The sequence below is a fragment of the Brevundimonas sp. genome, assembly GCF_965279155.1.
Lineage (GTDB): Bacteria > Pseudomonadota > Alphaproteobacteria > Caulobacterales > Caulobacteraceae > Brevundimonas.
Genome location: NZ_OZ257138.1, coordinates 3,156,236 through 3,180,590, shown reverse-complemented (window position 1 = coordinate 3,180,590; position 24,355 = coordinate 3,156,236). Strand labels below are relative to the sequence as shown.

Sequence of the window (24,355 nt, the reverse complement as noted above, 5' to 3'; positions counted from 1 at the left end):
TGGCAAGGGTTGCAAATCCGAACGCTCCAGGTCAGTCTTGTTTGGCAACGGACGTGCGACCCCTGCGGTTCGCCGCCTTGTTCCTTCGACTTCGGCGGGAGATCTTCATCAGGTCTTCCGCCGCCTCTTCGCCTGACGCAGGATTGCGCAATGACGCTGCCGATCTCTCTCGACGCCGCCCTGGCTTTTCAGACCCTGGATGACGGCGGCCTGTCCGCTCCGGTGCCGGGCCATTTCTCCAACGGCCCGTCGGGCATGGCGCCGGAGAAGGGCTTTCCGTTCGGGGGACTGCTGGCGGCCCTGTGCGCCCAGTCGATGCGCCAGGGTCTGGCCCTGACCGCGCCCTTGCGCACCCTGTCGGTGCAATACCTGTCGGCGGCCAGGTTCGGCGAGCAGGTGGCCTTTCGCCCACGCCTGCTGCGCGGCGGCCGCAACGTCGTCTATGCGGCGGTCGAGGCTGAACAGGACGGTCGCCTGACCCACCACGCCACCGGCACATACGGACTGGACGGGGCCACGACGCCGGTCACGCCCCTGCACCTGCCGCCCCCGTCACTGGACAGCCTGAACCCCAAGGCGACCATCCATGGCCCGATGGCCCCGCACTTCTCGCAGCATGTCGAATATCGGTTCGACGGCGGCCCCAACATCCTGGGCGGCAACGAAGGCCGGCCCGGCGTCGAGCGCACCTGGATGCGGATGAGGAACGGTCGCCCGCTGGACGAGGTCGGGCTCTGCTACCTGCTGGACGCCCTCTACCCGCCGGCCTGGACCCTGTCGAAGACGCCGGCGGCGATGACGACCGTGGACCTGCGCATCGACATCCTGACCGATCCGACGCCGCAGACGGCGCCCGACGGCTGGGCCTTCTTCGAGTCCAGGATGCTGGACCTGGGCCTGGGCTGGACGGTGGACGAGGCCGCCGCCTGGGGCGCCGACGGAACCCCGCTGGCCCTCTCGCGCCAGCGCCGCAAACTGCTGCCGCAACGCACGGCCTGAAGTCAGCCCTCATTCATGATTATCAGCGACTATTCCAAATCTCTGGAGTCGTCCTCATGCGTCGTCGAAATCGCCTCGTTTCCGTATCTCAAATCGTCGTCGTTCTGGGGGGCTGCCTGATGCTCCAGGGCTGCCTGGTCGGCGCCGTCGTCGGAGGCACTGCGGCGGTCGTCGGCGGCACGGCAAAAGCCACTGGAGCTGTCGTGGGCGCCGGCTTCGACGCCGTCACGACCTCGGACGAGGAAACCAAACTGCGCCGCGAGCGCGAACAGCGCGACTACGACCGCCAGCAACGCCGCTGCGAAGAGCGGCAACGCCAAGGCAAACGCTGCTGATCTAGAGGCTCAGCACACACCGCTCGTTGATCGTCGGCCGCGCCACCTGCACCCGGCACAGGCCGGGCCAGTCGGGCTGCAACGTCTTGACGAACCACAGGCACAGGTTCTCCAGGCTGGGCAGTTCCAAACCCGGATGCTCGTTCAGCATGCCGTGATCCAGCGTCTCCGCCGCCGCCTTCAGCGCCCGGTCCAGCGCGCCCAGGTCGGCGACCCAGCCGTGCTCGGCGTCCAGCACCTCAGACCGCACCGTCGCCTCGACCGTGAAGGAATGGCCGTGAACGCGGCGATAGATGCTGCCTTCAGGCTCGTTGGGGAAATGGTGGGCGGCGTCGAAAGTCGCCTGTTTGGTGATCTCGAAGACGGGCATTAGCGGACGCCGATGTACTTATGGGTCTGGACGCTCAGGCGCCACTGGGGATGGGTCAGGCAGTATTCGATGGCGGCGGCGGTGTTCGCCGCCTGGTCGGGGCCGTCCATCGGCTGGAGCCAGAAGCGTTCGAAATCAAGATGTTCGAAACGGTCCGGCATGGCCTTGGCTTGCGGATAGACCAGCTTCAGCTCCTGCCCCGTGACCTGGATCACATCGGCGTCGGCCTTGGGACTGACGCAGACCCAGTCGATGCCGTCGGGCGACGCCAGGGTGCCGTTGGACTCAATGGCGATCTCGAACCCGCGCGCATGCAGGGCCTCGACCAGAGGAGCATCCAATTGCAGCAAGGGCTCGCCGCCGGTGCAGACGACCAGTTTCGGATCCCCCGCCCTGCCCCGCCACATCGAGGCGACATGGTCGGCCATCAGGTCCGGCGTCCTGAACTTGCCGCCCCCGCCGCCGTCGGTACCGACGAAGTCCGTGTCGCAGAAGCTGCAGACGGCCGTCGCTCGATCCTGCTCACGCCCGCTCCACAGATTGCACCCGGCGAAACGCAGGAAAACCGCAGGCCGTCCCGCCTGTCCGCCCTCGCCCTGCACCGTCAGAAAGACTTCCTTGGCCGAATAGGTCACCGGCTCGCGACCCATTCCGCATGGCCCGCCGCCCGCAACTCGCACGCCGGGCAGTCGCCGCAGCCATAGCCCCAGGTATGCCGATGCGTCCGGTCGCCCCGGTAACAGGTGTGACTGTCCTCGACGATCAGCTCGACCAGTTTGGCTCCGCCCAGCGTATCGGCCAGTTCCCAGGTCTGGGCCTTGGTCAGCCACATCAGCGGCGTGTCGATCACCACCGGCTTGTCCAGCCCCAGCGACAAGGCCCGCGCCATGGCCTCCATGGTCTCGTGGCGGCAATCCGGATAGCCTGAGAAATCCGTCTCGCACATGCCGCCGACCAGCACCTCCAGCCCGCGCCGGTCCGCCAGAGCCGCCGCCGCGACCAGGAAGATCAGGTTACGGCCGGGGACAAAGGTCGTCGGCAAGCCGCGCGCGTCCATCTCGATCTTGCGGTCAGCGGTCAGGGCGCTCTCGGCGATCCGGCCGTATCCGGTCAGGTCCACCACGTGGTCGTCGCCCAGCCGGTCGGCGTACTGCGGCAGGGCCGCCTTCATCCCGGCGCGTACGGCCTGGCGCGCCTCCATCTCGACCATATGGCGCTGGCCATAGTCGAAGCCGACCGTCTCCACCCGGTCGAACCGCTCCAGCGCCCAGGCCAGACAGGTCGCGCTGTCCTGCCCGCCGGAGAACAGGACGAGAGCCGATGTTGGGGTCTTTTCCAGGATGACGCTCATGACGAATCTGCGGTCGGCCGGTCGGCCGCGCGCATGCACAAAGAGATGGGGACCCAGATGGATCAGGCGGGCCTCATACACCAGACCTGGATGCGGCGCAAAATCACCCTTTGCATCGATTTGCATCACGCTGCGCCAGCTTAACCAATCCGCAAGCGATTTTGGGCTTTAGTCCCAACGAGTAGGAGTTCCAGGCAGTATGCCGACCATCGAGACCCTTTCCGAGCGTCCCAAGCCGGTGGCTCCGACGACGCTCGGGTGCGAGGTGCTGGCCCGTTTCGAACGCGAGCCGGACACGCTCGTCATTCCCGTGGTCGATGGAAATCGTCCGGTCGGGCTGGTTGAACGCACCGCCTTCCTGCAAAAAATCGCCGCTCGCTTCGGCCACGCTCTCTACGACCTGCGCCCCATCACCTTCGCCATGGACCCCGAACCTGCCGTGGTCGAGGCCGGCGTCCGTATCGACGCCTTCTGCGACATCATGCTGAAGGGCGGGCCGGCCGCCCTGCTGCGCGGCTTCATCGTCACGCACAACGGCGCCTATCTGGGCGTCGGCACCGCCGCGACTCTGTTGCAGGCCGTCAACACGCGTCAGCGCGAACAGAACGAGGAGCTGGCCGAACAGGCCACGATCCTCAGCGACACACGCGCCCAGGCCATCGCCGCCGCTCGCGCCAAGAGCCAGTTCCTGGCCATCATGAGCCACGAGTTGCGCACGCCGATGAACGGCGTGCTGGCCGTCGCCGAACTGTTGCGTCGTCAGCCGCTGAACGCGGCGGCCCAGGCGCATGTCCAGACCATCGTGGACTCGTCCGAAACCCTGCTGCGTATTCTTCAGGACGCCGTCGACCTGTCCAAGGCCGAAGCGGGCGAGCTGGAACTCAACAGCACGCCCACTGCCCTGCGCGCCGTGATGGACGACATCCAGTCGATGTGGGAGCCGCGCGCCTCTCAGGACGGCGTCACCCTTCTGGTCGGCTACGAAGGCGACACCGAGCTGGCCGCCGTGATCGACGGCACGCGTCTGAAACAGGTATTCAACAATCTGGTCGGCAACGCGCTCAAGTTCGCCCGCAACGGCGTCGTCGAGGCGGGCCTGAAAGCCTGGGTGGAAGGCGAGCGCATCCATATGGAGGCCCGCATCCGCGACGACGGACCGGGCATCGACACCGACCGCGTCGATTCCGTCTTCGAACCCTTCGTCCATGGATCCGGCCCCGACGGCGCAGGCCTGGGCCTGTCGATCTGCCGCCAGGTGATCGACCGCATGGGCGGCCGGATCTGGGCCGAGAACAATAAGGGCCGTGGCGCCACCTTCGCCTTCGACCTGACCGCCCCGCGCGCGGCCGTCGAGGTCGAGGTCCAGTCGAACGTGTCCGACCTGTCCGGGCTGGACCTGAAGTCGGCGCCGCACATCCTGATCGTCGACGACAACGCCACCAACCGCGTCGTGGCCCAGGCCCTGTGCGAGATGTTCGGGTGCAGTTCCGAACTGGCCGAGGATGGCCTTGAGGCGCTTCAGGCTGTTCAGGAAAGTCGCTACGACCTGATCCTGATGGATATCAAGATGCCCCGCATGGACGGTGTTCAGGCGACCCAGGCGATCCGCGCCCTGCCCGGCGCCGTCGGCCGCGTGCCCATTGTGGCCCTGACCGCCAACGCCGACCCGGAAGACGCCAAACACTATCTCTCCATCGGCATGGCCGCTGTGGTCGAAAAACCGATCAAGCCCGAGCGTCTGCGAATGGCGATGAACGCCGCCCTGTCAGCGGCGCAGGAAGAGGCCGGCGACGCCGACCGGCTCTCTGAAGATGAAGGCGACCGGTCAGCCGCCTGATCCTCAGTCCGGGCGGACGTCCAGCGCCTCCTCGTCCTCTTCGTCATAACCGACCAGACGCAGCGCCCGCGCCTTCTGGCCGTTGATCTCGGCCCATCGAAGCAGGCCCTCCTCCCGACCGTGGGTGATCCAGATTTCCTCGGGCTTCAGCTCGGTGAAGGTCGCCGTCAGCTCGTTCCAGTCGGCATGGTCCGACACGACCAGCGGCAGTTCCACGCCCCGTTGACGCGCCCGCGCCTTCACCCCCATCCAGCCCGAGGCGAAGGCTGTGACCGGATCGGCGAACCGCCGCGCCCACCGATCCTGGATAGCGGACGGCGGAGCGATGGCGACCTCACCGCCCAGCGCATTTTTGGGTAGATCCCGCGTCGGCGCGAGCGGCCCCAGATCGACGCCTTCGCGTTCGTAAAGGGCGTTCAGCCGCTCCATCGCGCCGTGGACATAAATGGTTCGGTCCCAGCCCGCCTCGCGCAGCAACCGGATGATCCGCTGGGCCTTGCCCAGCGCATAGGCCCCGACCAGATGCGCCCGCTCTGGAAACTGGCCCAGCGACCGCACCAGTCGCCCGACCTCTTCCTCCGCCGGAGGATGACTGAAGACGGGCAGGCCGAATGTCGCCTCGGAGATGAAGACGTGGCACGGCACGAGCTCGAACGGCGCACAGGTCGGGTCGCGGCGACGCTTGTAGTCGCCCGAGACCACCATGGTCAGCCCCTTCCACCGCACCTCGACCTGGGCAGACCCCAGGACGTGGCCGGCCGGGACCAGCCGCAAGTCCACGCCGTTGATCGCGGTCGCCTTGCCATATTCGACAGACTGGGGCTGACCGGTGAAATCGGCGCCATAGCGCTCGGCCATGATCGCCAGGGTCTGGCGAGTGGCGAGAACCGCACCGTGTCCCGCGCGCGCATGGTCTGCGTGGCCGTGGGTGATGACGGCCCGATCTACCGGCCGAACCGGATCCACGTAGAAGTCTCCCGGCGGACAATAGAGGCCGGCAGGCGTCGGATGCAGCAGGTCTTCGGGGCGGATCATGTTGCGGTAACGCTCTCGACGCCGTCGGGTCGCCGCCTCATACAAGACTATCGGAAAATCGGCTCAAAAGGTTCAGCCCGCACGATGCAAGAGAGCTTCCTCACCACCATCCTGCCGCAACTGGCCGCCGGCGCCGCCCACACCGGCGCGCTGGGTTTCGCCTTCGATGGATTGCATGACGGCGAGCCGCGCATCCGCGTGCCATGGCGCGAGGATCTGGTAGGCGATCCCGACAGCGGCGTCTTCGCCGGCGGCCTGGTCACCACCCTTCTCGACCACATTGGCGGCCTGGCGGTGTGGACGGCGCTCGATACCTTCCAGCCCATCGCCACCCTGGATTTGCGCGTCGATTACATGCGTGCGGCGCGACCGCGTCAGGATCTGATGGCACAGGGGCTCTGCTACCGCCTGACGCCGACCATCGCCTTCGTGCGCGCCTGGGCGTTCGAGGACGATCCCTCAGATCCCGTTGCGGCCGCCCAGTCCGCCTACATCCTCAACCAGACCCGTGAGCGTTCGACCGGAGCCGGCGCATGACCGACATCTTGGACCGAATGCCCTATGCTCGTTTCCTGGGCCTTCAGACCCTGGTCAGCGGCGACGAGATCACCGTGATCATGCCGTTCGCCGACAGGCTGATCGGCAATCCCATGCTGCCCGCTCTGCACGGCGGATCGACGGCCGCCCTGCTGGAAATGACCGCCATGGCCCAGGTGGCGATCATTTTCCCGAGCCCCCGCCTGCCCCGCCCGATCAATGTGACGGTCGCCTATCTGCGCACCGGCCGGCCCATCGATGTCTTCGCCCGCGCCCGCATCAGCCGCGCCGGCCGCCGCGTCGCCCATGTTCAGGCCGAGGCTTGGCAGGAAGAACGTGCACAGCCAATCGCGTCCCTGACGGCCCACTTCCTGCTGGACAACCAGAGCTAGGCGCCGCCGGCCCTGGGGCCGATTCGGCCGAGGTCCCCACAGATGCTGAACTTCACCACCATCCTTATGGCGGCGCTTCAACGCGCGATTGCTGCACCTATGAAGATAGCCCTACCAAGCATGGTTAAGACGTGATAACCATAAGCCTCTCGTAACCTTATCTGAGGGGCTTTCATGGACCGCACTGAAGTCGTCACCAGCGTTGCTGGCGATCTGCATGCTACCGAACTCGCGATTGACGCCGCGATCACCCAGGCGACGACGCTGGTTCAATCCTTCATCGGCGCCCGCGCCGCCCTGTCGCTGTCGCCGGTCAGCGGCACGGTCGCTCAGGCCAAGGCCATGGAAACGATCGCCGCCCTGTCGGCCGCGCGCGAGTCCATCGTGGCCTGCCACGCCGAACTGCAAAAAGACCACCGCCGCCTCGGCTACGGCACCTATGCCGCTGGTCCCGTGGGTAAGCCGGATGACTGGCTGAACCCGCAAGAGCAGATCCGTCCGCAGGGCCATCTGCGCGTGGCGTGAATTCTTGGTAAGCTTAGCTTACCGAGATTTCAGTTTGAGCTGACTTAGGCCATTATCGCCCCTGCGCATTTCTGCGTGGGGGCGATTTCACATGGTGAACATGGTCTACGCCGTCGTCGGCGCGGTCTTCATGGTCGGCATGGCGCTTTTCGCCTTTCTGAAAGGTGGCAAGCCTGAACGCATGGGCGCAGGAGCCTATCTGTTCGCTTGGTTTGCAACGATCGTCATGCAGGAGAACAGCGGCTTCCGTGGCGTTCCCATAGGAATGTTCGCGATCGACTTGGCCCTTTTGACTGCCTTCGTCGCTATCGCCTGGCGGTCTCGTGGATCCTGGCCTGTTTGGGCAAGCGGTCTTCAACTAATCGTCGTGATGTCCCACATCATGATTCTGACGGGGCAGCCTGTATCGATGGCGTCGCTCTATACGGTCATGAATTTCACCGGCTATCTGATCATCGGCTGCATAACCATGGGCACGTTCTGGGCATGGCAGAACCGAAAAGCCGCCACGGCGCACCTAGGTAGAAATTCCTAACTCCCCATCGTATCCTGTGGACGAATCGGTCGCCGGGACGCCATGCCGCTATCGCACGCCAAACTTTGGAAAGCCGTCGACACACTGGCGCGACGCGAGGGCCTGACGCCGTCGGGCTTAGCCCGCCGCGCCGGTCTGGACGCTACCAGCTTCAACCCCTCCAAACGGTTTGGTCCGGGCGATCCTCCGCGTCCGCGCTGGCCATCGACCGAGAGCATGACCCTGGTGCTCCAGGCGACCGGCATATCTCTGTCCGATTTCGCCATCCTTGCCGACGACGCGCCGGAACGTCCGGCAAGCGTGCCGTTGCTGGGCCTGGCCAAGGCAGGACAAGACGGCTTTTTCGACGATGCCGGCCTGCCGATGGGGGAAGGCTGGGACCAGACCGAACTGCCCCGCGCCAGGGACACCCTGTTCAGCCTGAAAATCACCGGCGATTCCATGTCGCCGCTCTATCGCGAGGGCGACCGGGTCATCGTCGATCAGGAGGCGACGCGCGTGCGGCGCGGCGACCGGGTCGTGGCCCGGCTGACGACCGGCGAGACCGTCGCCAAAGAGGTGACCAGCCTGACCAGTCGCGCGGTCACGCTATCCTCCATCAATCCGGAATATCCGCCCCGCGTCGTGCCGCGTCGCGAAATCGAATGGATGGCCCGCATCCTGTGGGTCAGCCAGTAAGGCGCCAGCAGAAAACCCCGCCCGGCGAACCGGACGGGGCTTTCGATGGTCTTAGGTAAAGACTTAGTTGGCCGAGACGTAGTGGGCGTTTACCCAACCACCGCCGGCGATCTGAACCCATTCACCTTGCGAGCCAATGGCGGTGAAGGGCTGGCCGGCCGACAGGGTGCCGGCCTGGCGATAGTTGGTGCCGGGACCGCTGCGGATACGCAGGTTGGACGAGGCGCGATATTGCGAGCCGTTCGACGTGGCTGCTGCACGCGTCCGCTGCTGGTTGCAGCCGATGTACGAGCCGGCCGCGGCGCCAGCGCCTGCGCCGACGATGGTGCCGGCCGTGCGCTCGTTACGCGCCAGGTTGGAACCCACCACGCCGCCGACGACGGCGCCGATCAGGGCGCCCGCACGCTGGCGACCACCGGGGGCGTCGCAGTTGGTCACGCCATTGGCTTGAGCCTGGGCGGCCATCGGTGCGGCCGTCACCATGGCGGCCAGAGCAGCAGCCGTAGCCAGACCGGTCTTGAAAATCTTGTTCGACATAACTCTTCTCCTGTCAGCGCGTTTGCCGATGAGGGGAGAATGCCTGGACGAACCTGAAGGCTCCCGGAGCTTCGCCGTTATTTTCGGTTCATCTTCACGAGCGGGCGCTCCTGCGTCGCTCGATCAACCGACGCGCCGCATTCGTATCCCGCTCGATCAGGTGTTTGCGCCTGACGAACTGGAAGTCCAGCACACGCGCCCACAGATGCAGCAAGCGATCGTGGGTGACGAAGACCGTCACCGCCTCCACCACGGGCGGCGTTCCCCAAGCCTGCGCCAATTTCGCCAGATGCTGGACCGTGGCGTCGTCGGTCATGGGCTCGCATTCGACGATCCAATCCCAGGCGCAGAGCTCGGGTCGCTCGGTGACCAGGCCAACCGTGGCCTCCAGCACCTTGTCGGCCGACCCGGCGGAGACCAGGTCCAGCCACAGGATCCGTGTCTGCTCGTCGATCTCGTAATGCAACGTCGCCTCCCCGGCTACGCGCCCATCCAAAAGCGTACGGGTTAACAATCCTGACGCAAGGTCAAGGTTGCGCCAGTTTCCCGTTCGCCCCCGCCTCGATCAATTCAATCGTCTGCTGCAGACCATAGATGGCAGCGAACGAACCGAAGCGCGGGCCCTGGCTGGCGCCCAGCAGCACCTCGTACAGCGCACCGAACCAGGCCCGCAGCGGCTCGAACGCGTGCGCCTTGCCCACGGCATAGACCTCGGCCTGGATCAGCTCGCCATCGGTCGTGTCCGCAGGCAAAGCCTTTAACCGCCCGGCTAGGTCCAGCAGCGCCGCCTTCTCCTTGTCGTCGGGCAGGCGATACGCCTTCGAGGGCTTCACGAAGTCCTCGTAATAGTTCAGCGCCGATCCCATCAGCCGGTCCAGCAGCGGCTCGTTCTGCGGCGTCGCCTCGGGCAGATATTTGGCGAAATAGGCCCACAGCTGGTCCTTGGTCGAGGCGTTTGCCACGCCAACCAGGTTCAGAAGCAGGGCGAAGGACACCGGCGACGTGTGGGTCGGCGGATCGCCCGCATGGATCGACCAGACGGCGTTGTCGATCCGCTTGGCCGGCTCCTGCGTCTTGTAGCTTTCGATGAAGGCCAGATAGTCGTCGATCGCGCGCGGGATGACGTTGAAGTGCAGGCTCTTGGCCGACTTAGGCGACTGGAACATATACCAGCTCAGGCTCTCGGGCGTGCCGTAGCGCAGCCATTCGTCCATCGTCAGGCCATTGCCCTTGGACTTGGAGATCTTCTTTCCCTCGATGTCGAGGAAGAGCTCGTAGTTGAAGCCTTCCGGCGGCGTGCCCCCCAGAGCGCGGCACAGCTTCGACGACTCGCGCACGCTCTCGATCAGGTCCTTGCCCGACATCTCGTAATCGACGTCCAGCGCGACCCAGCGCATGGCCCAGTCGGGCTTCCACTGCAGCTTTACATGGCCGCCGGTGACCGGAACCTCGGTGCGGTTTCCGGGCTCGCCGGCTGGATCCTCGAAGGTGATGGTTCCCTTCTCGACGTCGCGCGCCAGGGTCGGGACCTGCAGCACATGGCCGGTGATCGGGCTGACCGGCAGGAAGGGCGAATAGGTGGCGCGCCGCTCCTCGCCCAGGGTCGGCAGCATGATGGCCATGACCGCGTCGAACCGCTCCAGCAGCGTCAGCAGCGTCGCGTCGAACCGGCCGGACTTGTAGGTCTCGGTGGAGCTCATGAACTCGTAGTCGAAGCCGAACGAATCCAGGAAGGCCTTCAGCCGCGCATTGTTGTGCGCCCCGAAACTGTCGTGCGTGCCGAACGGATCGCGCACGCGGGTCAGCGACAGGTGCAAATCTTCGCGCAGCATTTCCGGGTTCGGGATGCCCTCGGGCACCTTGCGCAGGCCGTCCATGTCGTCGCTGAAGGCGATCAGGCGCGTCGGCCAATGATCGCCGGTCAGGGCGCGGAAGGCGTTGCGCACCATGGTCGTGCGCGCCACCTCGCCGAAGGTGCCCATGTGGGGCAGGCCCGAGGGACCATAACCGGTCTCAAGGATCACCGGCCGTTGCAGCGCCGGGAAGGTCGCCAGCGCCTCGTCCGCCTTGCCCGCGTCGATCAACAGTTTCGCCGCATCCCGCTCGGCGTCGGTCAGGCGCTTCTTCAGCACATGGGCCAGCAGATTGCGGGCTTGTTCGAACGGCCAGGACTTGGCCTCGCGGGCGAGGGTTTCGAGGTTCTGCAACATGTCGGCGGTTTGCAGTCTGCATACCGCCCGGTCAACCGCTTAGCCGCCGCGATTAGCCCTTCGCGGCCCCCGTTGCAGCAATGACGATCACTTCCACCAGATACTCCGGCGACGCCAGCTGGCTCTCGCCCGTCGCGCGGGCGGGCGGGTTGGCGGTGTCCACCCAGGCGTCCCAGACGCTGTTCATCGCGTCGAAATCGCCGATGTCCGCCAGCCAGATCTGGGCCATCAGGATCTTCGACTTGTCGCTGCCCGCCTCGGCCAGCAACGCTTCGACCTCGGCCAGAGCCGTCTTGGTCTGCGCGATGACGTCGTCGCCCGGCTCTCCGACCTGGCCGGCCAGATAGATGGTGTCGCCGTGGACGACGGCTTCGCTCATGCGGGCGCCGGGCTGGATGCGGGTGATCATGGCGGGTTCCTGTGGAGATGCTGTCGCATCTATCGCCGCCCGCCCCTCGCCTGTCGAGCGCTTAGCGGCGGCTAAACCGGGCGACCGTCAGACCGACGACCAGAGCGCCCGCCCCGACGATCAGGGCGTCCTCGATCAGTCCGCTTCGGGTCTGGCCGATGCGGGCCATGGCCTTCTTGCGACCGGCCAGCGTCAGATAGGCCAACGGCACGGCGGTCGCGACGGCGACGCCGGCGCCCAGCTTTTCCTTGCCGCGCGGCGCCAGCGCCGACCCAGCGATCCCGGCGCTCATCACCCGCGCCAACAGGCCCAGAAAGACCGTGCGGTCGGGCGCCGACTTCATCTTGTCGCCCAGCAGTTCGCCGACGCCCATGGCCAGGGCGCCGAACTTGAACAGCGGCTGGTTCAACAGGAAGACCCGGCCCGGTGTCGGCCTGTGCGCCAACTCGGCCGCCGCGATGGCCGCCATCGGGGTCATGGAACGGGCGCTGGCGACGGCGCCGATGAGTGCGGAGGGCAACAGTTCGGTGATCTTCATGCCGTCTGAACACCGCACGACGACGAGGGTTCAGCCGCGCGCCGCCAGAACGTTTCGGATCGCCAGGCTGGAGTGGATGCGCGACACCCCCGGTAGGCGCGACAGCACATCCTTGTGGATCACCTCATAGGCCGCGATGTCGGGGGCCACGGCCCGCACGATATAGTCCGCCTCGCCCGCCATCAGATAGCAGTCGCGGATTTCGGGATGGTTGCGCACCGCCGCCTCGAACCGGCGCATATGGTCGTCGGTCTGTTTCTCCAGCGTGATCTCGACATAGGCCACCACCCCGTCGTCGGCGTCATTGGCGAGGACGGCCGCATACCCTCGGATCACGCCGCGCTCCTCAAGCCGTCGCACCCGGCGCAGGCACGCCGACGGCGACAGACCGACCGCCGTGGCCAGGTCTGCATTGCTTACGCGGCCATCAGCGCGAAGCCGTTGAAGAATGCGCTGGTCGATGGGATCAAGCAGGGTCACAAGTTTCCGCCTTTCGACCGCAAATAATTGCGCGCAGACCTTATCAGTCGCAGATCATTGCGCAAACAGGCAGGATCATCGAACGATGCGAGGGTAACTTCGCCGACAATCAACACGGTTCGGAAGCGTCACATGCAGGTTCTGGTTCTGGGTTCCGGCGTCATCGGCGTCACCACCGCCTGGTATCTCAGCCAGGCGGGGCATGAGGTGACGGTGGTGGATCGCCAGGCGGGTCCGGCGCTGGAAACCAGCTTCGCCAACGCAGCCCAGATTTCCCCAGGCTATTCCGCGCCCTGGGCCGCGCCATCGATCCCGGTCAAGGCGATGAAATGGCTGCTGATGCGCCACGCCCCGCTGATCGTTCGACCCCGGCTGGACATGGCCATGGTGCGCTGGACGCTGGCCATGCTGCGCAACTGCACCCACGACCGCTATGCGCTGAACAAGAGCCGGATGGTGCGTCTGGCGGAATACAGCCGCGACCAGCTGGACCTGCTGCGCCGCGACACCGGCATCGCCTATGACGGCCGCCAGCAGGGCACGCTTCAGCTGTTCCGCACGGAGAAGCAGCTGGCCGACGTGCACAAGGATGTGGACGTGCTGAAGGCCGCCGGCGTCCCGTGCGAGGTGCTGGACCGCGCCGGCTGCATCGCCGCCGAACCCGGCCTGGGCGCCTCTGATGTCGATTTCGTCGGGGGGCTGCGCCTGCCGCACGACGAGACCGGCGACTGTTTCCTGTTCACCAACGCCCTGGCGAAGCTGGCGGCGGAGCGGGGCGTGGTCTTCCACCACGAGACCGAAATCCACGCCATCACGACCACGGACGGCCGCGCGACCGGCGCCCTGACCAGCAAGGGGGCGATGTCCGCCGATCTGGTCGTCCTGGCGCTCGGTTCCTATTCGCCGATGATGGCCAAGCCTCTGGGCCTCGACCTGCCGGTCTATCCGGTGAAGGGCTATTCGATCACGGCCCGAATCCTGAACGAAGACCGCGCGCCGGTCTCCACCGTGATGGACGAAAGCTACAAGGTGGCGATCACCCGCCTGGGCGACCGCATCCGCGTCGGCGGTATGGCCGAGCTGTCAGGCTACAACAACACCCTGCCCGCCCTGCGTCGCGAGACCCTGGCCCATTCGGTCGGCAGCCTGTTCCCCGGCGGCGGCGATCTGGCGGGCGCCAGCTACTGGTCCGGACTGCGCCCGATGACGCCGGACGGCACGCCCGTCATCGGCGCAACGAAGATCCCAGGCCTGTATCTGAACACCGGCCACGGCACCTTGGGCTGGACCATGTCGTGCGGCTCGGCCCGCGTGCTGGCCGACATGATCGACGGCCGGTCGCCCGAGATCGAGACGCGCGATCTGTCCCTGAACCGCTACGGCGCCTGGGCGGGGGCGTTTGCGCCCGGCTACAACTGACATCAGACGCTGACCGGCGATTTTTACCGTCTAAAGTGTCTAATTCGTCTGAACTCCCGATGTCGGCAACCTGAGACGCGAGCGAGAATTCACCGTCTAAAGTGTCTGAATCGTCTGAACTCACGCTGTCAAAGATCGGCAGCCATCCTAACACGCGGATAGGGCGCGTTAGGGTAAAAGCCGTTCGGGCGACAAATCCCCTTGGCAATCAAGAACCCGTGCGACCGAAATGCGCTGGCAGCGCGTCCCGGCGTGGCGTGGGTCGCCCGACAGCCCTATAGAGCGCGCGATGAAGACCGCCGATTTCGATTTCGACCTGCCTGAAGACCGGATTGCGCTGCGTCCGGCCGATCCGCGAGACTCTGCGCGACTGCTGGTCGTGAAGGGCGGCGCGCTGGAGGATCGGGTCATCCGCGACCTGCCCGACTTCCTGCGACCCGGCGACGCCCTGGTGTTCAACGACACGCGCGTCATCCCCGCCCGTCTGTCGGGCGTGCGCCAGCGTGTCGGGGCGGAGGGCGAGACCCTGACGGTCGAGGTGGAGGCGACGCTGCATCACCGCGACGCCCCCGATGTCTGGTCCGCCTTCATGAAGCCGGGCAAGCGCATCAAGCCGGGCGACCGGATGAGGTTCGGCCTCGCCTCAGACGCCGCCTGCGACCTGGGCCGGCTCGATGCGACGGTGACGGCAAAGGGCGACGACGGCCTGATCACCCTGACGTTCGACTTGTCTGGCCCGGCGCTGGACGGCGCCATCCGCGACGTGGGGGTCATGCCTCTGCCGCCCTATATCGCCGCCAAACGGCCCGAGGACGACCGCGACCGTTCGGACTATCAGACGGTCTTCGCCGAGCATGACGGATCGGTCGCCGCTCCGACCGCCGGCCTGCATTTCACCCCGGCCCTGCTCGACGCCATCCGGGCCAGGGGCGTCTCGACCCACGCGGTGACCCTGCACGTCGGGGCCGGCACCTTCCTGCCGGTCAAGGCCGACGACCTGGCCGATCACAAGATGCACAGCGAATGGGGCGAGGTTTCACCTGAGACCGCCGCCACCCTGAACGCCGTCCATGCGAACGGCGGCCGCATCGTCTGCGTCGGCACCACCAGCTTGCGTCTGCTGGAAAGCGCCACGGCCGAGGACGGCGAAATCCGGCCCTTCCACGGCGACACGGCCATCTTCATCACGCCCGGCTATCGGTTCCGCGCGGTCGACGTGCTGATGACCAACTTCCACCTGCCGAAGTCGACGCTGTTCATGCTGGTCAGCGCCTTTGCGGGCAGCGCGACGATGAAGGCGGCCTACGCCCACGCCATCGCCGATGGCTATCGCTTCTATTCCTACGGCGACGGATCGCTGCTTTTCCGCGACTGATCGCGGATCAGGGCCAAAGACGTCCCGACCGCCAGGCCTCGCCGTCGCGCTCGAACCGCAGCCGGTCATGCAGGCGGAACGGCCGGTCGCGCCAGAACTCGACCGATTGCGGCACGACCCGCCAGCCGGTCCAATGCTCGGGACGCGGCACGTCCTGGCCGTCGAACCGCGCCGTTTCGCGACCCACGGCCTCTTCCAGCACCGTGCGATCCGAAAGGGGCCGAGACTGCTCCGAGGCCCAGGCGCCGATGCGGCTTTCGCGGGCGCGGCTGGCGAAATAGGCGTCGGCCTCTGCCGCCGACACCGGCTCGACCGCGCCGCGCACCCGCACCTGGCGCCGCAGCGACTTCCAGTGGAAGGTCAGGGCGGCGGCGGCGCAGGCCGCTAGCTCCACGCCCTTGGCGCTCTCGCTGTTGGAATAGAAAGTGAAACCTCGCGCATCGACGTCCTTCAGCAGCACGATCCGCGCATCGGGCAGGCCGTCCGCATCGACGGTGGACAGGGTCATGGCGTTGGGATCGTTCGGCTCATGCGCCCGCGCATCGGCCAGCCACTCGACGAAAAGTCCGATGGGTTCGGCGCGCGCGAAAATGGTCTCGTCGCCGTTGGCGGCCAGGGCGGCGGCATAGTCGCGGGCGTATTCCTCACGCGACGGGCTGGGGGGGATCACGGATGCGGTCATGTTGTTGATCTAATCCCTGTGAGCCGTTCTGGAAATGATCGAGGTCAAAACGGCCGTTTGCTCAGCACGGTTAACCGGCCATTGACCCTGATGGGCGAACGGTGACGGGATGAGCGCGCATGGTCACCCCTCCGATGTTTCCGGCGTCCGCGAGGCCCTTTCGACGCTGGGTCTCAGCGGCGATGTCGACGCCGCCGCGCTGAAGACCGCCTTCCGCGCGGCGATCAAGGCGGCGCGCCCCGACCAGGCCGGAGGCGACGCCGAGCGGTTCCGGCGCGTGATCGCCGCCTATCGCCTGATCCAGGCGCATCAGCCCGCCCGGCCGGCCCTGTCCGCGCCTAAGCAGCGTCCCGCGCCGGCGCCCGTGCTGGTGCTCAGCCCAATGCAGGCCATCGCCGGCGCGCGTGTCGAACTGCGGCTGGGCGCGCGGACAGTGCGGGTCACGGCGCCGAAGGGCCTGCGGAGCGGCGATCATCTGCGACTGCGGCGCGGCGCGGCGGACGGCGGCGACCTTTATCTGTCGGTTCTGATCCGGCCCGAGGACGGGCTGTCGGTCGTCGGCGACGACATCTTCATGACCTGGCCCACGGAACAGCGCCTGATGGCCGATGGCGGGCGGGTCGAGATCGAGACCCACGCGGGCACGCGCTCGGCCTGGATCACGGCGGACATGGCCGCGCCGGTGCGGGTCCGACTAAAAGGCCTGGGCCTGCCGGCGCGCGGATCGCGCGAGGCCGGGCATCTGTTCGTGACGCTGACGCCGTCGTCGGATGTGCCGTCGGCGGCGGAAGACCTGCTTTTGCGGTTCACGCGGGTCTGGACGCAGGAGCGTCTGGCGGCATAAGTCACCGCATGTCGCACAATACCTTCGGCCATCTGTTTCGCGTGACCACCTGGGGCGAGAGCCACGGGCCGGCCATCGGCTGCGTCGTGGACGGTTGCCCGCCGATGATCCCGCTGACCGAGGCGGACATCCAGCCGTGGCTGGATCAGCGCAAGCCCGGCGGCAGCCGCTTCGTGACCCAACGCAAGGAAAGCGACACGGCGCGCATCCTGTCGGGTGTGTTCGATGACGGTGACGGCCCGGTCACCACCGGCACGCCGATCTCGATCATGATCGAGAACGAGGACCAGCGGTCCAAGGACTATGGCGAGATCGCCCGCGCCTATCGGCCGGGCCACGCCGACTACGCCTATCAGGCCAAATACGGCGTGCGTGATCACAGGGGCGGCGGACGGTCCTCGGCGCGCGAGACCGCCAGCCGCGTGGCGGCCGGCGCCGTGGCCCGCAAAGTGTTGGGCGAAGGCGTCAGGATTCGCGCAGGCGTGGTCCAGATCGGACCGCACCGGATCGCACCCGATCAAGTGGATTTCGACGCCGTATCCGGCAATCCGCTGTTCGTCGCCTCGGCCGAGGTCGTGCCCGCCTGGGAGGCCTATCTGGACGGCATTCGCAAGGCCGGGTCGTCGGTCGGCGCCGTGGTCGCGCTGGAGGTCACGGGCGTTCCGGCCGGCTGGGGCGCGCCGATCTATGGCAAGCTGGATTCGGAGCTGGCCGCGGCCCTGATGTCGATCAACGCGGCCAAGGGGGTCGAGATCGGCGCCGGCTTCGAGGCCGCCGAACTGACGGGCGAAGAGAATGCCGACGAGATGCGGCTGGACCTGAACAAGCAACCGGTCTTCCTGTCGAACAAGGCGGGCGGCGTGCTGGGCGGGATTTCGACGGGTCAGCCGGTGACGGCGCGCGTGGCGTTCAAGCCCACATCGTCGATCCTGACCCTGCGCCAGACCGTTACGCGCGACGGCGAGGAAACGGACCTGCGCACCAAGGGACGCCATGATCCCTGCGTCGCCCTGCGCGCCGTGCCGGTGGTGGAAGCCATGGTCGCCTGCGTCCTGGCCGACGCCTTTCTGAGGCACCGCGCCCAGATCGGCTGACGGCTTATCGTCTCGGTCTGCGCGCCGAAACGATGGATTGAAGGCTTTGCGGGTGACCGGCTTGCGGTCTGGGCGGCGGCTCGACCGCGCGCTCCTCCTGCCGCATCAGGGCGACGAGGCCCGACAATCCCGTCGTCATCACGATCATCGCCGACTCCTGCAACTGCGAACCGTTTGCAGGTTTGCGCATGTTCGGGCGTCGTGCAAGAGGGATCGGTCGGTGGCGTCGAACTGAGGAGATCAACCGTGCGTGAAGACGGAAAGCTGGACTATCTCGAACTGCCCGCCGCAGACCTGCCTGCGACCAAGGAATTCTACAGCCAGGCGTTCGGCTGGACCTTCGTGGACTACGGCCCGACCTATGCGGCCTTCGATCAGGGGCTGGACGGCGGGTTCGACGCCGATCAGGCCGAACGGACCAAGACGCCCCTGCCCGTGCTGTACGCCCATGATCTGGAAGCCATGCTGGCAAAGGTCGAGGCGGCCGGCGGGCGTATCCTGAAGCCGATCTACGCCTTCCCCGGCGGTCGCCGGTTCCATTTCGTCGATCCGGCCGGGACCGAAATGGCGGTCTGGTCCGAGGGCTGACGGATCAGCGGGCGTCGATGGACTGGCCGATCCGTTCGGCCAGATCCCGGTCGGCGCCGGTGACGCTGGTGATCCAGACGTGGATTTCCTTGGGGGCGGTCGGTCGCTGGAACAGATGCTCCATGGCCAGGCGTCGTCCGCCCTCCGTCACCACCACCGAGGCGCGGCCGCCGGCGCGCACCATCTCGCCGTCATAGATCGGAAACTGCGATGACGGTCCGGCGTAGATCATCAGCAAGGTCTGATCGCCGCGCTGGACACGGTAGATGTTGGCTTCCGCGCCGGCCCTTGCGGGCGTGATTGTCAGTCCGGCCGGCAACTCGATCCTGAACGGCAGGGCCGCGATGGCGGCGGCGTTGAGCGCGGCTGGAGCCGGCGTGGCGGGTGGCGGCGTCGCTGTGACGGGTGCGGGCATCGTGGCTTGCGGTGCAGCGGTGGTCGTCGCCGGGCGCGAGGTCGTGGTTGATGCGGCGGGCAATTGCGACGTGGCAGGCGGCGTGATCCCACGGCTGGGCGTCGGCGCCGGACGAGGCGTCGCAGCCGGGCTTTGACCGATGGGAGGCAGGGCTTGCGTATTGGATGAGCTCGGCGTCTGGGCCGGGCGTTGCGCCGGGGATGTCGTCGGCGCCGGACGAGGCGCCGCCGCTGGGCTCTGACCGATTGGCGGCAGAGTCTGCGTTGTCGTGCGGGCCGGTGTTTGCGCCGGCGTCGAGCTCGCGCTGGACGAGGCTGGCGGCGTCACGGCCGACGGGGGCGCGCTGTTCAGATCGCGCGTCAGGTCCGACGTGGCGCGCTGAGGCGGCGTGGTCGCCTGTCCTGAGATCAAAAGGGCGGCGGCGAGGGCGATGATGGGCATGGCCCGACAATCGCGCGGCCGGGGGCCGACCGCAAGCGCGACCTCACGCCTTGGGCAACAGAGCCCAGAAGGTGGCGCCTTCGCCCGGCGCCGAGATCACGCCGATGGACCCGCCCTGCAACTCCACCAGCCGCTTGGCCAGGGCCAGACCCACGCCGTGACCCTCGACCGTCGAACGCTCCAAGCCCAGGCGGTTGAAGGGTTCGAACAGTTGGGCTTGTTTCTGGATGGACAGGCCGGGGCCGAAGTCGCTGACCTCGATCCGCACACAGTCGTCCTCGCGCAGTGCTCTAAGAATGACGCGCCCGCCGGAACTGCCGTATTTCAAGGCGTTGATCGTCAAATTGGTCACCACCTGCGCCAGACGCTGGGAATCGGCGATGGCGATCAGGCCGTCGCCTTCGCACATCACGTCTATGGCGACCTTGTCGGCGTCCGGTCGCAAGAGGCAGGTGCGACGCACGTCCTCAAGCAGTCCCGGAATGTCGGTCGGGCGCAGTTCCACCCTGACGGCCCCGGATTCGGCCCGCGCCACGTCCAGCAGATCATGGGCCAGGGTTTCGACCTGACGGGCGGTCGCGACCAGCATTTCCGACATCTCGGCCTGCTGGGGCGTGATCGGACCCAGTTGCCCCTGACGCCACAGGTCGCCGATGCCGATGATGCCGGCGACCGGGCTCTTGATCTCGTGCGCGACGTTTGCGAGCAGGCGGGACTTGGCCTCGGACGCCTTCTCCGCGCGCTCGCGACCCAGGCGCGCGCGCTCGGCGAGCAGATCGCGCTCTTCCAGAAGTGAAGCCACCAGCAGAACCGGCATATAGCCGACTAGCACCAGCATCTGCGCCATCAACACCTGTTCGGGCGGCGATCCTTGAGTGTATGGGCCGTGGCCAATCATCGCCCCGCCTACCAACAAGAAGCTGACGACGACGAGGGTGAAGGCTATGCCCGCCACGCCCAAACGCACGGCAATGGCCAGCAGCAGGGGCAGCAGGACAAACCCCATGGGAATGCTGCCCGCGAAAGCGACATAGTAGAAGACGGGAATGAGCCCTACCAGGATGGCGGCCTCGACCATCTTCGCCGGTCTAAGAAGTTTCTTGACTGTGGTGCGCGTCAGCGACAGGCCCATCGAACCGAGGACGGCGATGCCAAGCGCATGGCCGAACCACCAGGTCTGGAACCCCTGCCAGACATCCGCCTGTCCCATCTGATTCAGGATGACCAAACTGGCCAGCGCCGCCGGGATCGGCGCCAGGACGGCGGCGAAGAACAGGAAGCTGACGGCGCCGTTCAGGCTGGACAGGTTCAGTGTCGGCGAGAACCGTCGCGCCAGCATAACCGCAGCCACGATCTCGATCATATTGACGATGGTGAAGGCCAGCGCCAGCGCCGGATTGTTGCCGGCGATGATCTCGCCGATCAGGATGCTGACAGCCATGACGCCAGCAAACGTCATGTCGCTGTTGCGGCCGCGGCTGGTTCGCAACCATACGGCGACCGCGACGCCGCTGGCGCCCCATAGACCTGCGACCAGCCCAGCGGAACGACCATAGGCGATGGCCAGGGCGACGAGGATCGCGACAGCCACGCCCGTCAGCACGGGAACAAGCGGCTGGAAGGGGTGGAGGCCGTCGTTCAGGTCAACCGGCTGCGGGCCAACCTCCGGCGTCGTCGTCGAAGACGAAATCGGCGGGTCGTCGCTGTTGAGCGCGCGGCTCATGATCATGGAACCGTCCCGACCGAATAGAGGCGGGATAAAAGACCACAGGGTTCCTAACATCCCCTGAAGTCAGAACTTCAACCTTTGATTGAATAGCTTGACCGCTTCGGCTGCGCCTTCGCCGTAACCCCAGACGCCGTTGCTGACGGCGACGAAGTCCGCGCCTGCACGCGCCAGCTCGACGGCATTGTCGACGGTGACGCCGCCGATGGCGACGCAAGGTGTCTCGACGGTGTCCTGCCAGACCGTCAGGATTTCCAGCCCCGGACGATGAACGGTCTCTTTCGTGTCGGTGGGATAGAAGGCGCCGAAGGCGACATAGTCCGCCCCGCCCTCAGCCGCGTCCCAGGCCAGGTCGCGGTCGTCGTGGCAGGTGACGCCGATCATGGCGTCCGGCCCTAGAACGCGCCGCGCCTCGGCCAGCGAGCCGTCCTCCTGACCGATATGAACGCCGTCGCACTCTGTTTCGCGCGCCAGGTCCGGTCGGTCGTTCAACAGGACCGCAACGTCATGGCGACGGGCGATGGGGGCCAGCGCCGCGACCGCCGCGCGGATCGTGGCGTCGTCCGCAGGCTTCAGCCGGATCTGCAGGGCGGCGACATCACCCGCGGCCAGGGCCTGATCCAGCGTCTCGGCGAAGGCGCTCAGGTCCGCGATCGCGGGCGGCGTGATCAGATACAGCCGGCAAGGCGGGCGGGCGGGGACGGTGGGTGTTCTGGCCATGCCCGTCCTTGCCTCCCCCCGCGACGATCCGTCAACGTTCGACCTATGCGAACGACTTGCAATCGCCTTAACCCGTGCTATAGCGAACCATTCTCAGTCGATGGAACGTGTAGCGCCTCGTGTACGTCTGCAACTGTAACGGTCTTCGCCAGCGTGATGTCGCCCAGGCCATCGAGGCCGGGGCCTGCCGTCCGCGCGACATCTTTGCGCGCAACCAGTGCCAGGCCCAGTGCGCCAAATGCGTCTGCGAAATGCGTCAGATGATCCAGGACAGCCGCGAAGCGTTCGCACTCGCAGCCGAATAGTCTCGCCGTCTATCGCGGCCGAAAATCACTCGCACTATCAATGTAGTGATAAAAACTCGCAAATAAACAACGCGCGTTTTACTGTGGTATTGCCTGGCTCGACAGACGGCGAACGCGCCGTGGCGAGACCAAGGACCATGGCCATGAAGGGCGACCCCGCAATCCTGCGCACGCTGAACGCAGTGCTCACCAACGAACTGACGGCAGTGAACCAGTATTTCCTGCATGCGCGCATGTTCGAAAGCTGGGGCCTGTCGCACCTCGGGAACGTGATCTACGAAGAATCGATCGGCGAGATGAAGCACGCCGACATGCTGATCAAACGCATCCTCTTCCTCGACGGCCTGCCGAATCTGCAGGATCTGCACAAGCTGAAGGTCGGCGAGGATCCGATCGAATGCCTGGGCGCCGATCTGCAGCTGGAGCTGGACAGCCGCGCCACGACCGCCGCCGCCGTGACCCAGTGCGAGGAAACCCGCGACTACGTCAGCCGCGACCTGCTGATGAAGATCCTGGCCGATACCGAAGAGCACATCGACTTCCTGGAAAACCAGCACAAGCTGATCGAACTGATGGGCGCGCAGAACTATCTGCAGTCGGCCATGAAAGAGATCGTCACCGACAGCGCCGCGACCGGCAACTAAGCTCAGACCTCTGACGGAACTCTGGTCCGCTCCGGTCATTAGCCTTTCAGGGCCAAGCTGGAGCGGACCATGACCGATATCGACGAAGCGATCGACGACGTGCGCGACGCCGCCATGGATCTGTTGAACAGCGAGGGCCGCAGCGCGGGCCATGTCGTCGCCGGCATCGCCCTGACCGTCGGTTTCGCGCTTTTGGCGCACGGCATCGCCTCGGGAGCCATGAAGCCCAGGCGCAATCTGAAACAGGTCCGCAACAAGGACTTGCCGATCACCGAAAAGCCGCGAGGCGCGTTCAGCCTGATCCTGCCCGCCGTCTTCTCGGCCACTACGCTTTCGGCCGTGCGTGTCTGGAACGCTCCGCCGCAGCGCGAGCGCACCACCGCCATGGGCCTGTGGGTCGCGGCGCAGACCGTCAACGCCGTCTGGCTGGGCCTGCGTCCGTCTTCGATGTGGCGTCAGGTGATCGCCGCCATGTCGTCGGCAGGCTTGGCCGCCGCCTTCGCCCATGAGGCGCGCAAACTGGACGAGGGCGCCGGCAAGATGGCGGCTCCGACCGGATCGGGCGTGCGCTTCGGCAACTTCCTGCATCGCAAGGCGGACGACGCGTCGCGCGAGCGCACGCTGCATTAGGCCCGCCTTGCCCTTTCTCGGGGCTTCCTCTAGGGATCGCGCCCTATTCGCCTCGCCCCGAACGGCGCGAGAGCGCAACCCTATTCCCGATGTGACCCCATGAAGATCAACGGCAACACCATCAAGCCCGGCATGGTTCTGCAAGTGAACAACGGCCTGTGGGTCGTCACGAAAGCCAGCCACGTCAAGCCCGGCAAGGGCGGCGCCTTCGCCAACGTCGAGGCCAAGAACCTCGAAACCGGCAACAAGCTGAACGAACGCTTCCGGTCGGAGGACAAGGTCGAGCGCGTCACGCTGGAGCAAAAGGACTTCTCCTATCTGTTCGACAACGGCGACAGCCTGGTCTTCATGGACGACGGCACCTACGAGCAGATCGAACTGCAAAAGGACTGGGTCGGCGAAGACCGCATTCCCTATCTGCAAGAAGGCATGAAGGTCGTCATCGAGATGCACGAAGAGCGTCCGATCGGCCTGTCGCTGCCGGATCAGGTCGTGCTGGAAGTCGCCGAGACCGAGCCGACCGTGAAGGGCCAGACCGCTTCGTCCTCCTACAAGCCCGCCATGGCGTCGAACGGCGTCCGCATCATGATCCCGCCCTATATGTCGGCGGGCGAGCGGATCATCGTCGATACCGCGACCGGCGAATACGTCCGCCGCGCGGACTGATACCGACGACCGGCCTCATTCGGGGCCGTCCCTTTCTT

General features: G+C 66.3%; 31 protein-coding genes. 17 read left to right on the top strand and 14 right to left on the bottom strand.

Translation table 11 applies throughout. The annotated features are described in order from the left end of the window. Positions 1–150: 150 nt before the first annotated feature. Positions 151–999 (top strand): thioesterase family protein, encoded by an 849-nt coding sequence (locus ACQY72_RS15475; protein ID WP_428154669.1) that lies wholly within the window; start codon positions 151–153, stop codon positions 997–999. A 56-nt stretch (positions 1,000–1,055) separates the two neighbouring features. Continuing rightward, the gene (locus ACQY72_RS15470; protein ID WP_428154668.1) at positions 1,056–1,334 is read left to right on the top strand and encodes a hypothetical protein; all 279 of its coding nucleotides are present in this window, start codon (positions 1,056–1,058) and stop codon (positions 1,332–1,334) included. Between the two features lies 1 nt (position 1,335). On the opposite strand, the gene ACQY72_RS15465 is transcribed toward ACQY72_RS15470, so the two are convergent. From ACQY72_RS15465 to queC, 3 genes are read right to left on the bottom strand one after another with little or no spacing between them, the layout of a single operon-like run. Then, on the bottom strand, positions 1,336–1,704 hold the full coding sequence (locus ACQY72_RS15465; RefSeq protein WP_428154666.1) for a 6-pyruvoyl trahydropterin synthase family protein: 369 nt from the start codon (positions 1,702–1,704) through the stop codon (positions 1,336–1,338). Then, on the bottom strand, positions 1,704–2,339 hold the full coding sequence (queE, locus tag ACQY72_RS15460; RefSeq protein ID WP_428156725.1) for a 7-carboxy-7-deazaguanine synthase: 636 nt from the start codon (positions 2,337–2,339) through the stop codon (positions 1,704–1,706). The genes ACQY72_RS15465 and queE overlap by 1 nt, the downstream gene beginning before the upstream one ends. Further along, complete coding sequence (gene queC / locus ACQY72_RS15455) at positions 2,336–3,055, bottom strand: 7-cyano-7-deazaguanine synthase QueC (protein ID WP_428154665.1); 720 nt, start codon at positions 3,053–3,055, stop codon at positions 2,336–2,338. Before queC ends, queE begins: the two co-directional genes overlap by 4 nt. Before the next feature lie 199 nt (positions 3,056–3,254). On the opposite strand from queC, the gene ACQY72_RS15450 reads away from it, so the two are divergent. Then, a complete protein-coding gene (locus ACQY72_RS15450) occupies positions 3,255–4,892 on the top strand; it encodes a response regulator (RefSeq protein WP_428154663.1) in 1,638 nt (545 codons plus the stop codon). A gap of 3 nt (positions 4,893–4,895) precedes the next feature. Here the strand turns inward: ACQY72_RS15450 and ACQY72_RS15445 are convergent, their stop codons facing one another. Beyond that, a complete protein-coding gene (locus ACQY72_RS15445; protein WP_428154661.1) occupies positions 4,896–5,927 on the bottom strand; it encodes a ligase-associated DNA damage response exonuclease in 1,032 nt (343 codons plus the stop codon). 84 nt (positions 5,928–6,011) lie between these two features. On the opposite strand from ACQY72_RS15445, the gene ACQY72_RS15440 reads away from it, so the two are divergent. From ACQY72_RS15440 to ACQY72_RS15420, 5 genes are all read left to right on the top strand, one after another. Continuing rightward, positions 6,012–6,464, top strand: coding sequence for a PaaI family thioesterase (locus tag ACQY72_RS15440; RefSeq protein ID WP_428154660.1), 453 nt, complete (start codon positions 6,012–6,014; stop codon positions 6,462–6,464). Continuing rightward, the gene (locus ACQY72_RS15435; protein ID WP_428154658.1) at positions 6,461–6,856 is read left to right on the top strand and encodes a PaaI family thioesterase; all 396 of its coding nucleotides are present in this window, start codon (positions 6,461–6,463) and stop codon (positions 6,854–6,856) included. The genes ACQY72_RS15440 and ACQY72_RS15435 overlap by 4 nt, the downstream gene beginning before the upstream one ends. Positions 6,857–7,030: 174 nt before the next feature. Then, entirely contained in the window at positions 7,031–7,381 is a 351-nt protein-coding gene (locus ACQY72_RS15430) for a hypothetical protein (protein ID WP_428154657.1), read from the top strand. Between the two features lie 91 nt (positions 7,382–7,472). Continuing rightward, positions 7,473–7,916 carry a hypothetical protein gene (locus ACQY72_RS15425; RefSeq protein ID WP_428154656.1) on the top strand — a complete coding sequence of 148 codons (444 nt, stop codon included), beginning with the start codon at positions 7,473–7,475 and terminating at the stop codon, positions 7,914–7,916. 42 nt (positions 7,917–7,958) lie between these two features. Next, on the top strand, positions 7,959–8,594 hold the full coding sequence (locus ACQY72_RS15420) for a S24 family peptidase (protein WP_428154654.1): 636 nt from the start codon (positions 7,959–7,961) through the stop codon (positions 8,592–8,594). Positions 8,595–8,657: 63 nt separating this feature from the next. On the opposite strand, the gene ACQY72_RS15415 is transcribed toward ACQY72_RS15420, so the two are convergent. From ACQY72_RS15415 to ACQY72_RS15390, 6 genes are all read right to left on the bottom strand, one after another. After that, a complete protein-coding gene (locus ACQY72_RS15415; RefSeq protein ID WP_428154652.1) occupies positions 8,658–9,131 on the bottom strand; it encodes an SH3 domain-containing protein in 474 nt (157 codons plus the stop codon). 94 nt (positions 9,132–9,225) lie between these two features. Further along, the gene (locus ACQY72_RS15410) at positions 9,226–9,597 is read right to left on the bottom strand and encodes a hypothetical protein (RefSeq protein WP_428154651.1); all 372 of its coding nucleotides are present in this window, start codon (positions 9,595–9,597) and stop codon (positions 9,226–9,228) included. A gap of 61 nt (positions 9,598–9,658) precedes the next feature. Continuing rightward, positions 9,659–11,341, bottom strand: coding sequence for a lysine--tRNA ligase (locus ACQY72_RS15405; RefSeq protein ID WP_428154649.1), 1,683 nt, complete (start codon positions 11,339–11,341; stop codon positions 9,659–9,661). Between the two features lie 52 nt (positions 11,342–11,393). Beyond that, complete coding sequence (locus tag ACQY72_RS15400; protein WP_428154647.1) at positions 11,394–11,750, bottom strand: RidA family protein; 357 nt, start codon at positions 11,748–11,750, stop codon at positions 11,394–11,396. A 61-nt stretch (positions 11,751–11,811) separates the two neighbouring features. Further along, entirely contained in the window at positions 11,812–12,288 is a 477-nt protein-coding gene (locus tag ACQY72_RS15395; protein ID WP_428154646.1) for a hypothetical protein, read from the bottom strand. A 30-nt stretch (positions 12,289–12,318) separates the two neighbouring features. Further along, positions 12,319–12,768 carry an Lrp/AsnC family transcriptional regulator gene (locus ACQY72_RS15390; protein ID WP_428154644.1) on the bottom strand — a complete coding sequence of 150 codons (450 nt, stop codon included), beginning with the start codon at positions 12,766–12,768 and terminating at the stop codon, positions 12,319–12,321. Between the two features lie 132 nt (positions 12,769–12,900). Between ACQY72_RS15390 and ACQY72_RS15385 the strand changes: the two genes are divergently transcribed. Then, entirely contained in the window at positions 12,901–14,187 is a 1,287-nt protein-coding gene (locus ACQY72_RS15385; protein WP_428154642.1) for a D-amino acid dehydrogenase, read from the top strand. A gap of 289 nt (positions 14,188–14,476) precedes the next feature. Then, positions 14,477–15,562, top strand: coding sequence for a tRNA preQ1(34) S-adenosylmethionine ribosyltransferase-isomerase QueA (gene queA, locus ACQY72_RS15380; RefSeq protein ID WP_428154641.1), 1,086 nt, complete (start codon positions 14,477–14,479; stop codon positions 15,560–15,562). A gap of 7 nt (positions 15,563–15,569) precedes the next feature. Here the strand turns inward: queA and pdxH are convergent, their stop codons facing one another. Further along, positions 15,570–16,244 carry a pyridoxamine 5'-phosphate oxidase gene (gene pdxH / locus ACQY72_RS15375; RefSeq protein ID WP_428154640.1) on the bottom strand — a complete coding sequence of 225 codons (675 nt, stop codon included), beginning with the start codon at positions 16,242–16,244 and terminating at the stop codon, positions 15,570–15,572. A gap of 109 nt (positions 16,245–16,353) precedes the next feature. On the opposite strand from pdxH, the gene ACQY72_RS15370 reads away from it, so the two are divergent. The 3 genes from ACQY72_RS15370 to ACQY72_RS15360 all read left to right on the top strand — a co-directional run bounded on the left by ACQY72_RS15370 (position 16,354) and on the right by ACQY72_RS15360 (position 18,770). Continuing rightward, on the top strand, positions 16,354–17,088 hold the full coding sequence (locus ACQY72_RS15370; protein ID WP_428154639.1) for a DnaJ C-terminal domain-containing protein: 735 nt from the start codon (positions 16,354–16,356) through the stop codon (positions 17,086–17,088). 8 nt (positions 17,089–17,096) lie between these two features. Further along, a complete protein-coding gene (gene aroC, locus ACQY72_RS15365; protein WP_428154637.1) occupies positions 17,097–18,182 on the top strand; it encodes a chorismate synthase in 1,086 nt (361 codons plus the stop codon). A 246-nt stretch (positions 18,183–18,428) separates the two neighbouring features. Beyond that, complete coding sequence (locus ACQY72_RS15360; protein ID WP_428154636.1) at positions 18,429–18,770, top strand: VOC family protein; 342 nt, start codon at positions 18,429–18,431, stop codon at positions 18,768–18,770. Positions 18,771–18,774: 4 nt separating this feature from the next. Here the strand turns inward: ACQY72_RS15360 and ACQY72_RS15355 are convergent, their stop codons facing one another. From ACQY72_RS15355 to thiE, 3 genes are all read right to left on the bottom strand, one after another. Then, a complete protein-coding gene (locus tag ACQY72_RS15355; protein ID WP_428154635.1) occupies positions 18,775–19,626 on the bottom strand; it encodes a hypothetical protein in 852 nt (283 codons plus the stop codon). Between the two features lie 43 nt (positions 19,627–19,669). Continuing rightward, entirely contained in the window at positions 19,670–21,355 is a 1,686-nt protein-coding gene (locus ACQY72_RS15350) for an ATP-binding protein (RefSeq protein ID WP_428154634.1), read from the bottom strand. 63 nt (positions 21,356–21,418) lie between these two features. Next, entirely contained in the window at positions 21,419–22,072 is a 654-nt protein-coding gene (gene thiE, locus ACQY72_RS15345) for a thiamine phosphate synthase (RefSeq protein ID WP_428154633.1), read from the bottom strand. A 119-nt stretch (positions 22,073–22,191) separates the two neighbouring features. Between thiE and ACQY72_RS15340 the strand changes: the two genes are divergently transcribed. The 4 genes from ACQY72_RS15340 to efp all read left to right on the top strand — a co-directional run bounded on the left by ACQY72_RS15340 (position 22,192) and on the right by efp (position 24,317). Beyond that, a complete protein-coding gene (locus ACQY72_RS15340; protein ID WP_135195182.1) occupies positions 22,192–22,377 on the top strand; it encodes a (2Fe-2S)-binding protein in 186 nt (61 codons plus the stop codon). 143 nt (positions 22,378–22,520) lie between these two features. Continuing rightward, a complete protein-coding gene (bfr, locus tag ACQY72_RS15335) occupies positions 22,521–23,021 on the top strand; it encodes a bacterioferritin (RefSeq protein WP_135195181.1) in 501 nt (166 codons plus the stop codon). Between the two features lie 69 nt (positions 23,022–23,090). Further along, the gene (locus tag ACQY72_RS15330) at positions 23,091–23,651 is read left to right on the top strand and encodes a tryptophan-rich sensory protein (RefSeq protein WP_428154631.1); all 561 of its coding nucleotides are present in this window, start codon (positions 23,091–23,093) and stop codon (positions 23,649–23,651) included. Positions 23,652–23,750: 99 nt separating this feature from the next. Beyond that, a complete protein-coding gene (gene efp, locus ACQY72_RS15325; RefSeq protein ID WP_346496470.1) occupies positions 23,751–24,317 on the top strand; it encodes an elongation factor P in 567 nt (188 codons plus the stop codon). Positions 24,318–24,355 lie beyond the last annotated feature (38 nt).

Bases quoted from the DNA above. Each gene is read 5' to 3' on its own strand.
- ACQY72_RS15475 (WP_428154669.1), top strand. From the start codon at position 151: ATGACGCTGCCGATCTCTCTCGACGCCGCCCTGGCTTTTCAGACCCTG.
- ACQY72_RS15470 (WP_428154668.1), top strand. From the start codon at position 1,056: ATGCGTCGTCGAAATCGCCTCGTTTCCGTATCTCAAATCGTCGTCGTT.
- ACQY72_RS15465 (WP_428154666.1), bottom strand. From the start codon at position 1,704: ATGCCCGTCTTCGAGATCACCAAACAGGCGACTTTCGACGCCGCCCAC.
- queC (WP_428154665.1), bottom strand. From the start codon at position 3,055: ATGAGCGTCATCCTGGAAAAGACCCCAACATCGGCTCTCGTCCTGTTC.
- ACQY72_RS15450 (WP_428154663.1), top strand. From the start codon at position 3,255: ATGCCGACCATCGAGACCCTTTCCGAGCGTCCCAAGCCGGTGGCTCCG.
- ACQY72_RS15445 (WP_428154661.1), bottom strand. From the start codon at position 5,927: ATGATCCGCCCCGAAGACCTGCTGCATCCGACGCCTGCCGGCCTCTAT.
- ACQY72_RS15440 (WP_428154660.1), top strand. From the start codon at position 6,012: ATGCAAGAGAGCTTCCTCACCACCATCCTGCCGCAACTGGCCGCCGGC.
- ACQY72_RS15435 (WP_428154658.1), top strand. From the start codon at position 6,461: ATGACCGACATCTTGGACCGAATGCCCTATGCTCGTTTCCTGGGCCTT.
- ACQY72_RS15430 (WP_428154657.1), top strand. From the start codon at position 7,031: ATGGACCGCACTGAAGTCGTCACCAGCGTTGCTGGCGATCTGCATGCT.
- ACQY72_RS15425 (WP_428154656.1), top strand. From the start codon at position 7,473: ATGGTGAACATGGTCTACGCCGTCGTCGGCGCGGTCTTCATGGTCGGC.
- ACQY72_RS15420 (WP_428154654.1), top strand. From the start codon at position 7,959: ATGCCGCTATCGCACGCCAAACTTTGGAAAGCCGTCGACACACTGGCG.
- ACQY72_RS15415 (WP_428154652.1), bottom strand. From the start codon at position 9,131: ATGTCGAACAAGATTTTCAAGACCGGTCTGGCTACGGCTGCTGCTCTG.
- ACQY72_RS15405 (WP_428154649.1), bottom strand. From the start codon at position 11,341: ATGTTGCAGAACCTCGAAACCCTCGCCCGCGAGGCCAAGTCCTGGCCG.
- ACQY72_RS15400 (WP_428154647.1), bottom strand. From the start codon at position 11,750: ATGATCACCCGCATCCAGCCCGGCGCCCGCATGAGCGAAGCCGTCGTC.
- ACQY72_RS15395 (WP_428154646.1), bottom strand. From the start codon at position 12,288: ATGAAGATCACCGAACTGTTGCCCTCCGCACTCATCGGCGCCGTCGCC.
- ACQY72_RS15385 (WP_428154642.1), top strand. From the start codon at position 12,901: ATGCAGGTTCTGGTTCTGGGTTCCGGCGTCATCGGCGTCACCACCGCC.
- queA (WP_428154641.1), top strand. From the start codon at position 14,477: ATGAAGACCGCCGATTTCGATTTCGACCTGCCTGAAGACCGGATTGCG.
- pdxH (WP_428154640.1), bottom strand. From the start codon at position 16,244: ATGACCGCATCCGTGATCCCCCCCAGCCCGTCGCGTGAGGAATACGCC.
- ACQY72_RS15370 (WP_428154639.1), top strand. From the start codon at position 16,354: ATGAGCGCGCATGGTCACCCCTCCGATGTTTCCGGCGTCCGCGAGGCC.
- aroC (WP_428154637.1), top strand. From the start codon at position 17,097: ATGTCGCACAATACCTTCGGCCATCTGTTTCGCGTGACCACCTGGGGC.
- ACQY72_RS15355 (WP_428154635.1), bottom strand. From the start codon at position 19,626: ATGCCCATCATCGCCCTCGCCGCCGCCCTTTTGATCTCAGGACAGGCG.
- ACQY72_RS15350 (WP_428154634.1), bottom strand. From the start codon at position 21,355: ATGATCATGAGCCGCGCGCTCAACAGCGACGACCCGCCGATTTCGTCT.
- thiE (WP_428154633.1), bottom strand. From the start codon at position 22,072: ATGGCCAGAACACCCACCGTCCCCGCCCGCCCGCCTTGCCGGCTGTAT.
- bfr (WP_135195181.1), top strand. From the start codon at position 22,521: ATGAAGGGCGACCCCGCAATCCTGCGCACGCTGAACGCAGTGCTCACC.
- ACQY72_RS15330 (WP_428154631.1), top strand. From the start codon at position 23,091: ATGACCGATATCGACGAAGCGATCGACGACGTGCGCGACGCCGCCATG.
- efp (WP_346496470.1), top strand. From the start codon at position 23,751: ATGAAGATCAACGGCAACACCATCAAGCCCGGCATGGTTCTGCAAGTG.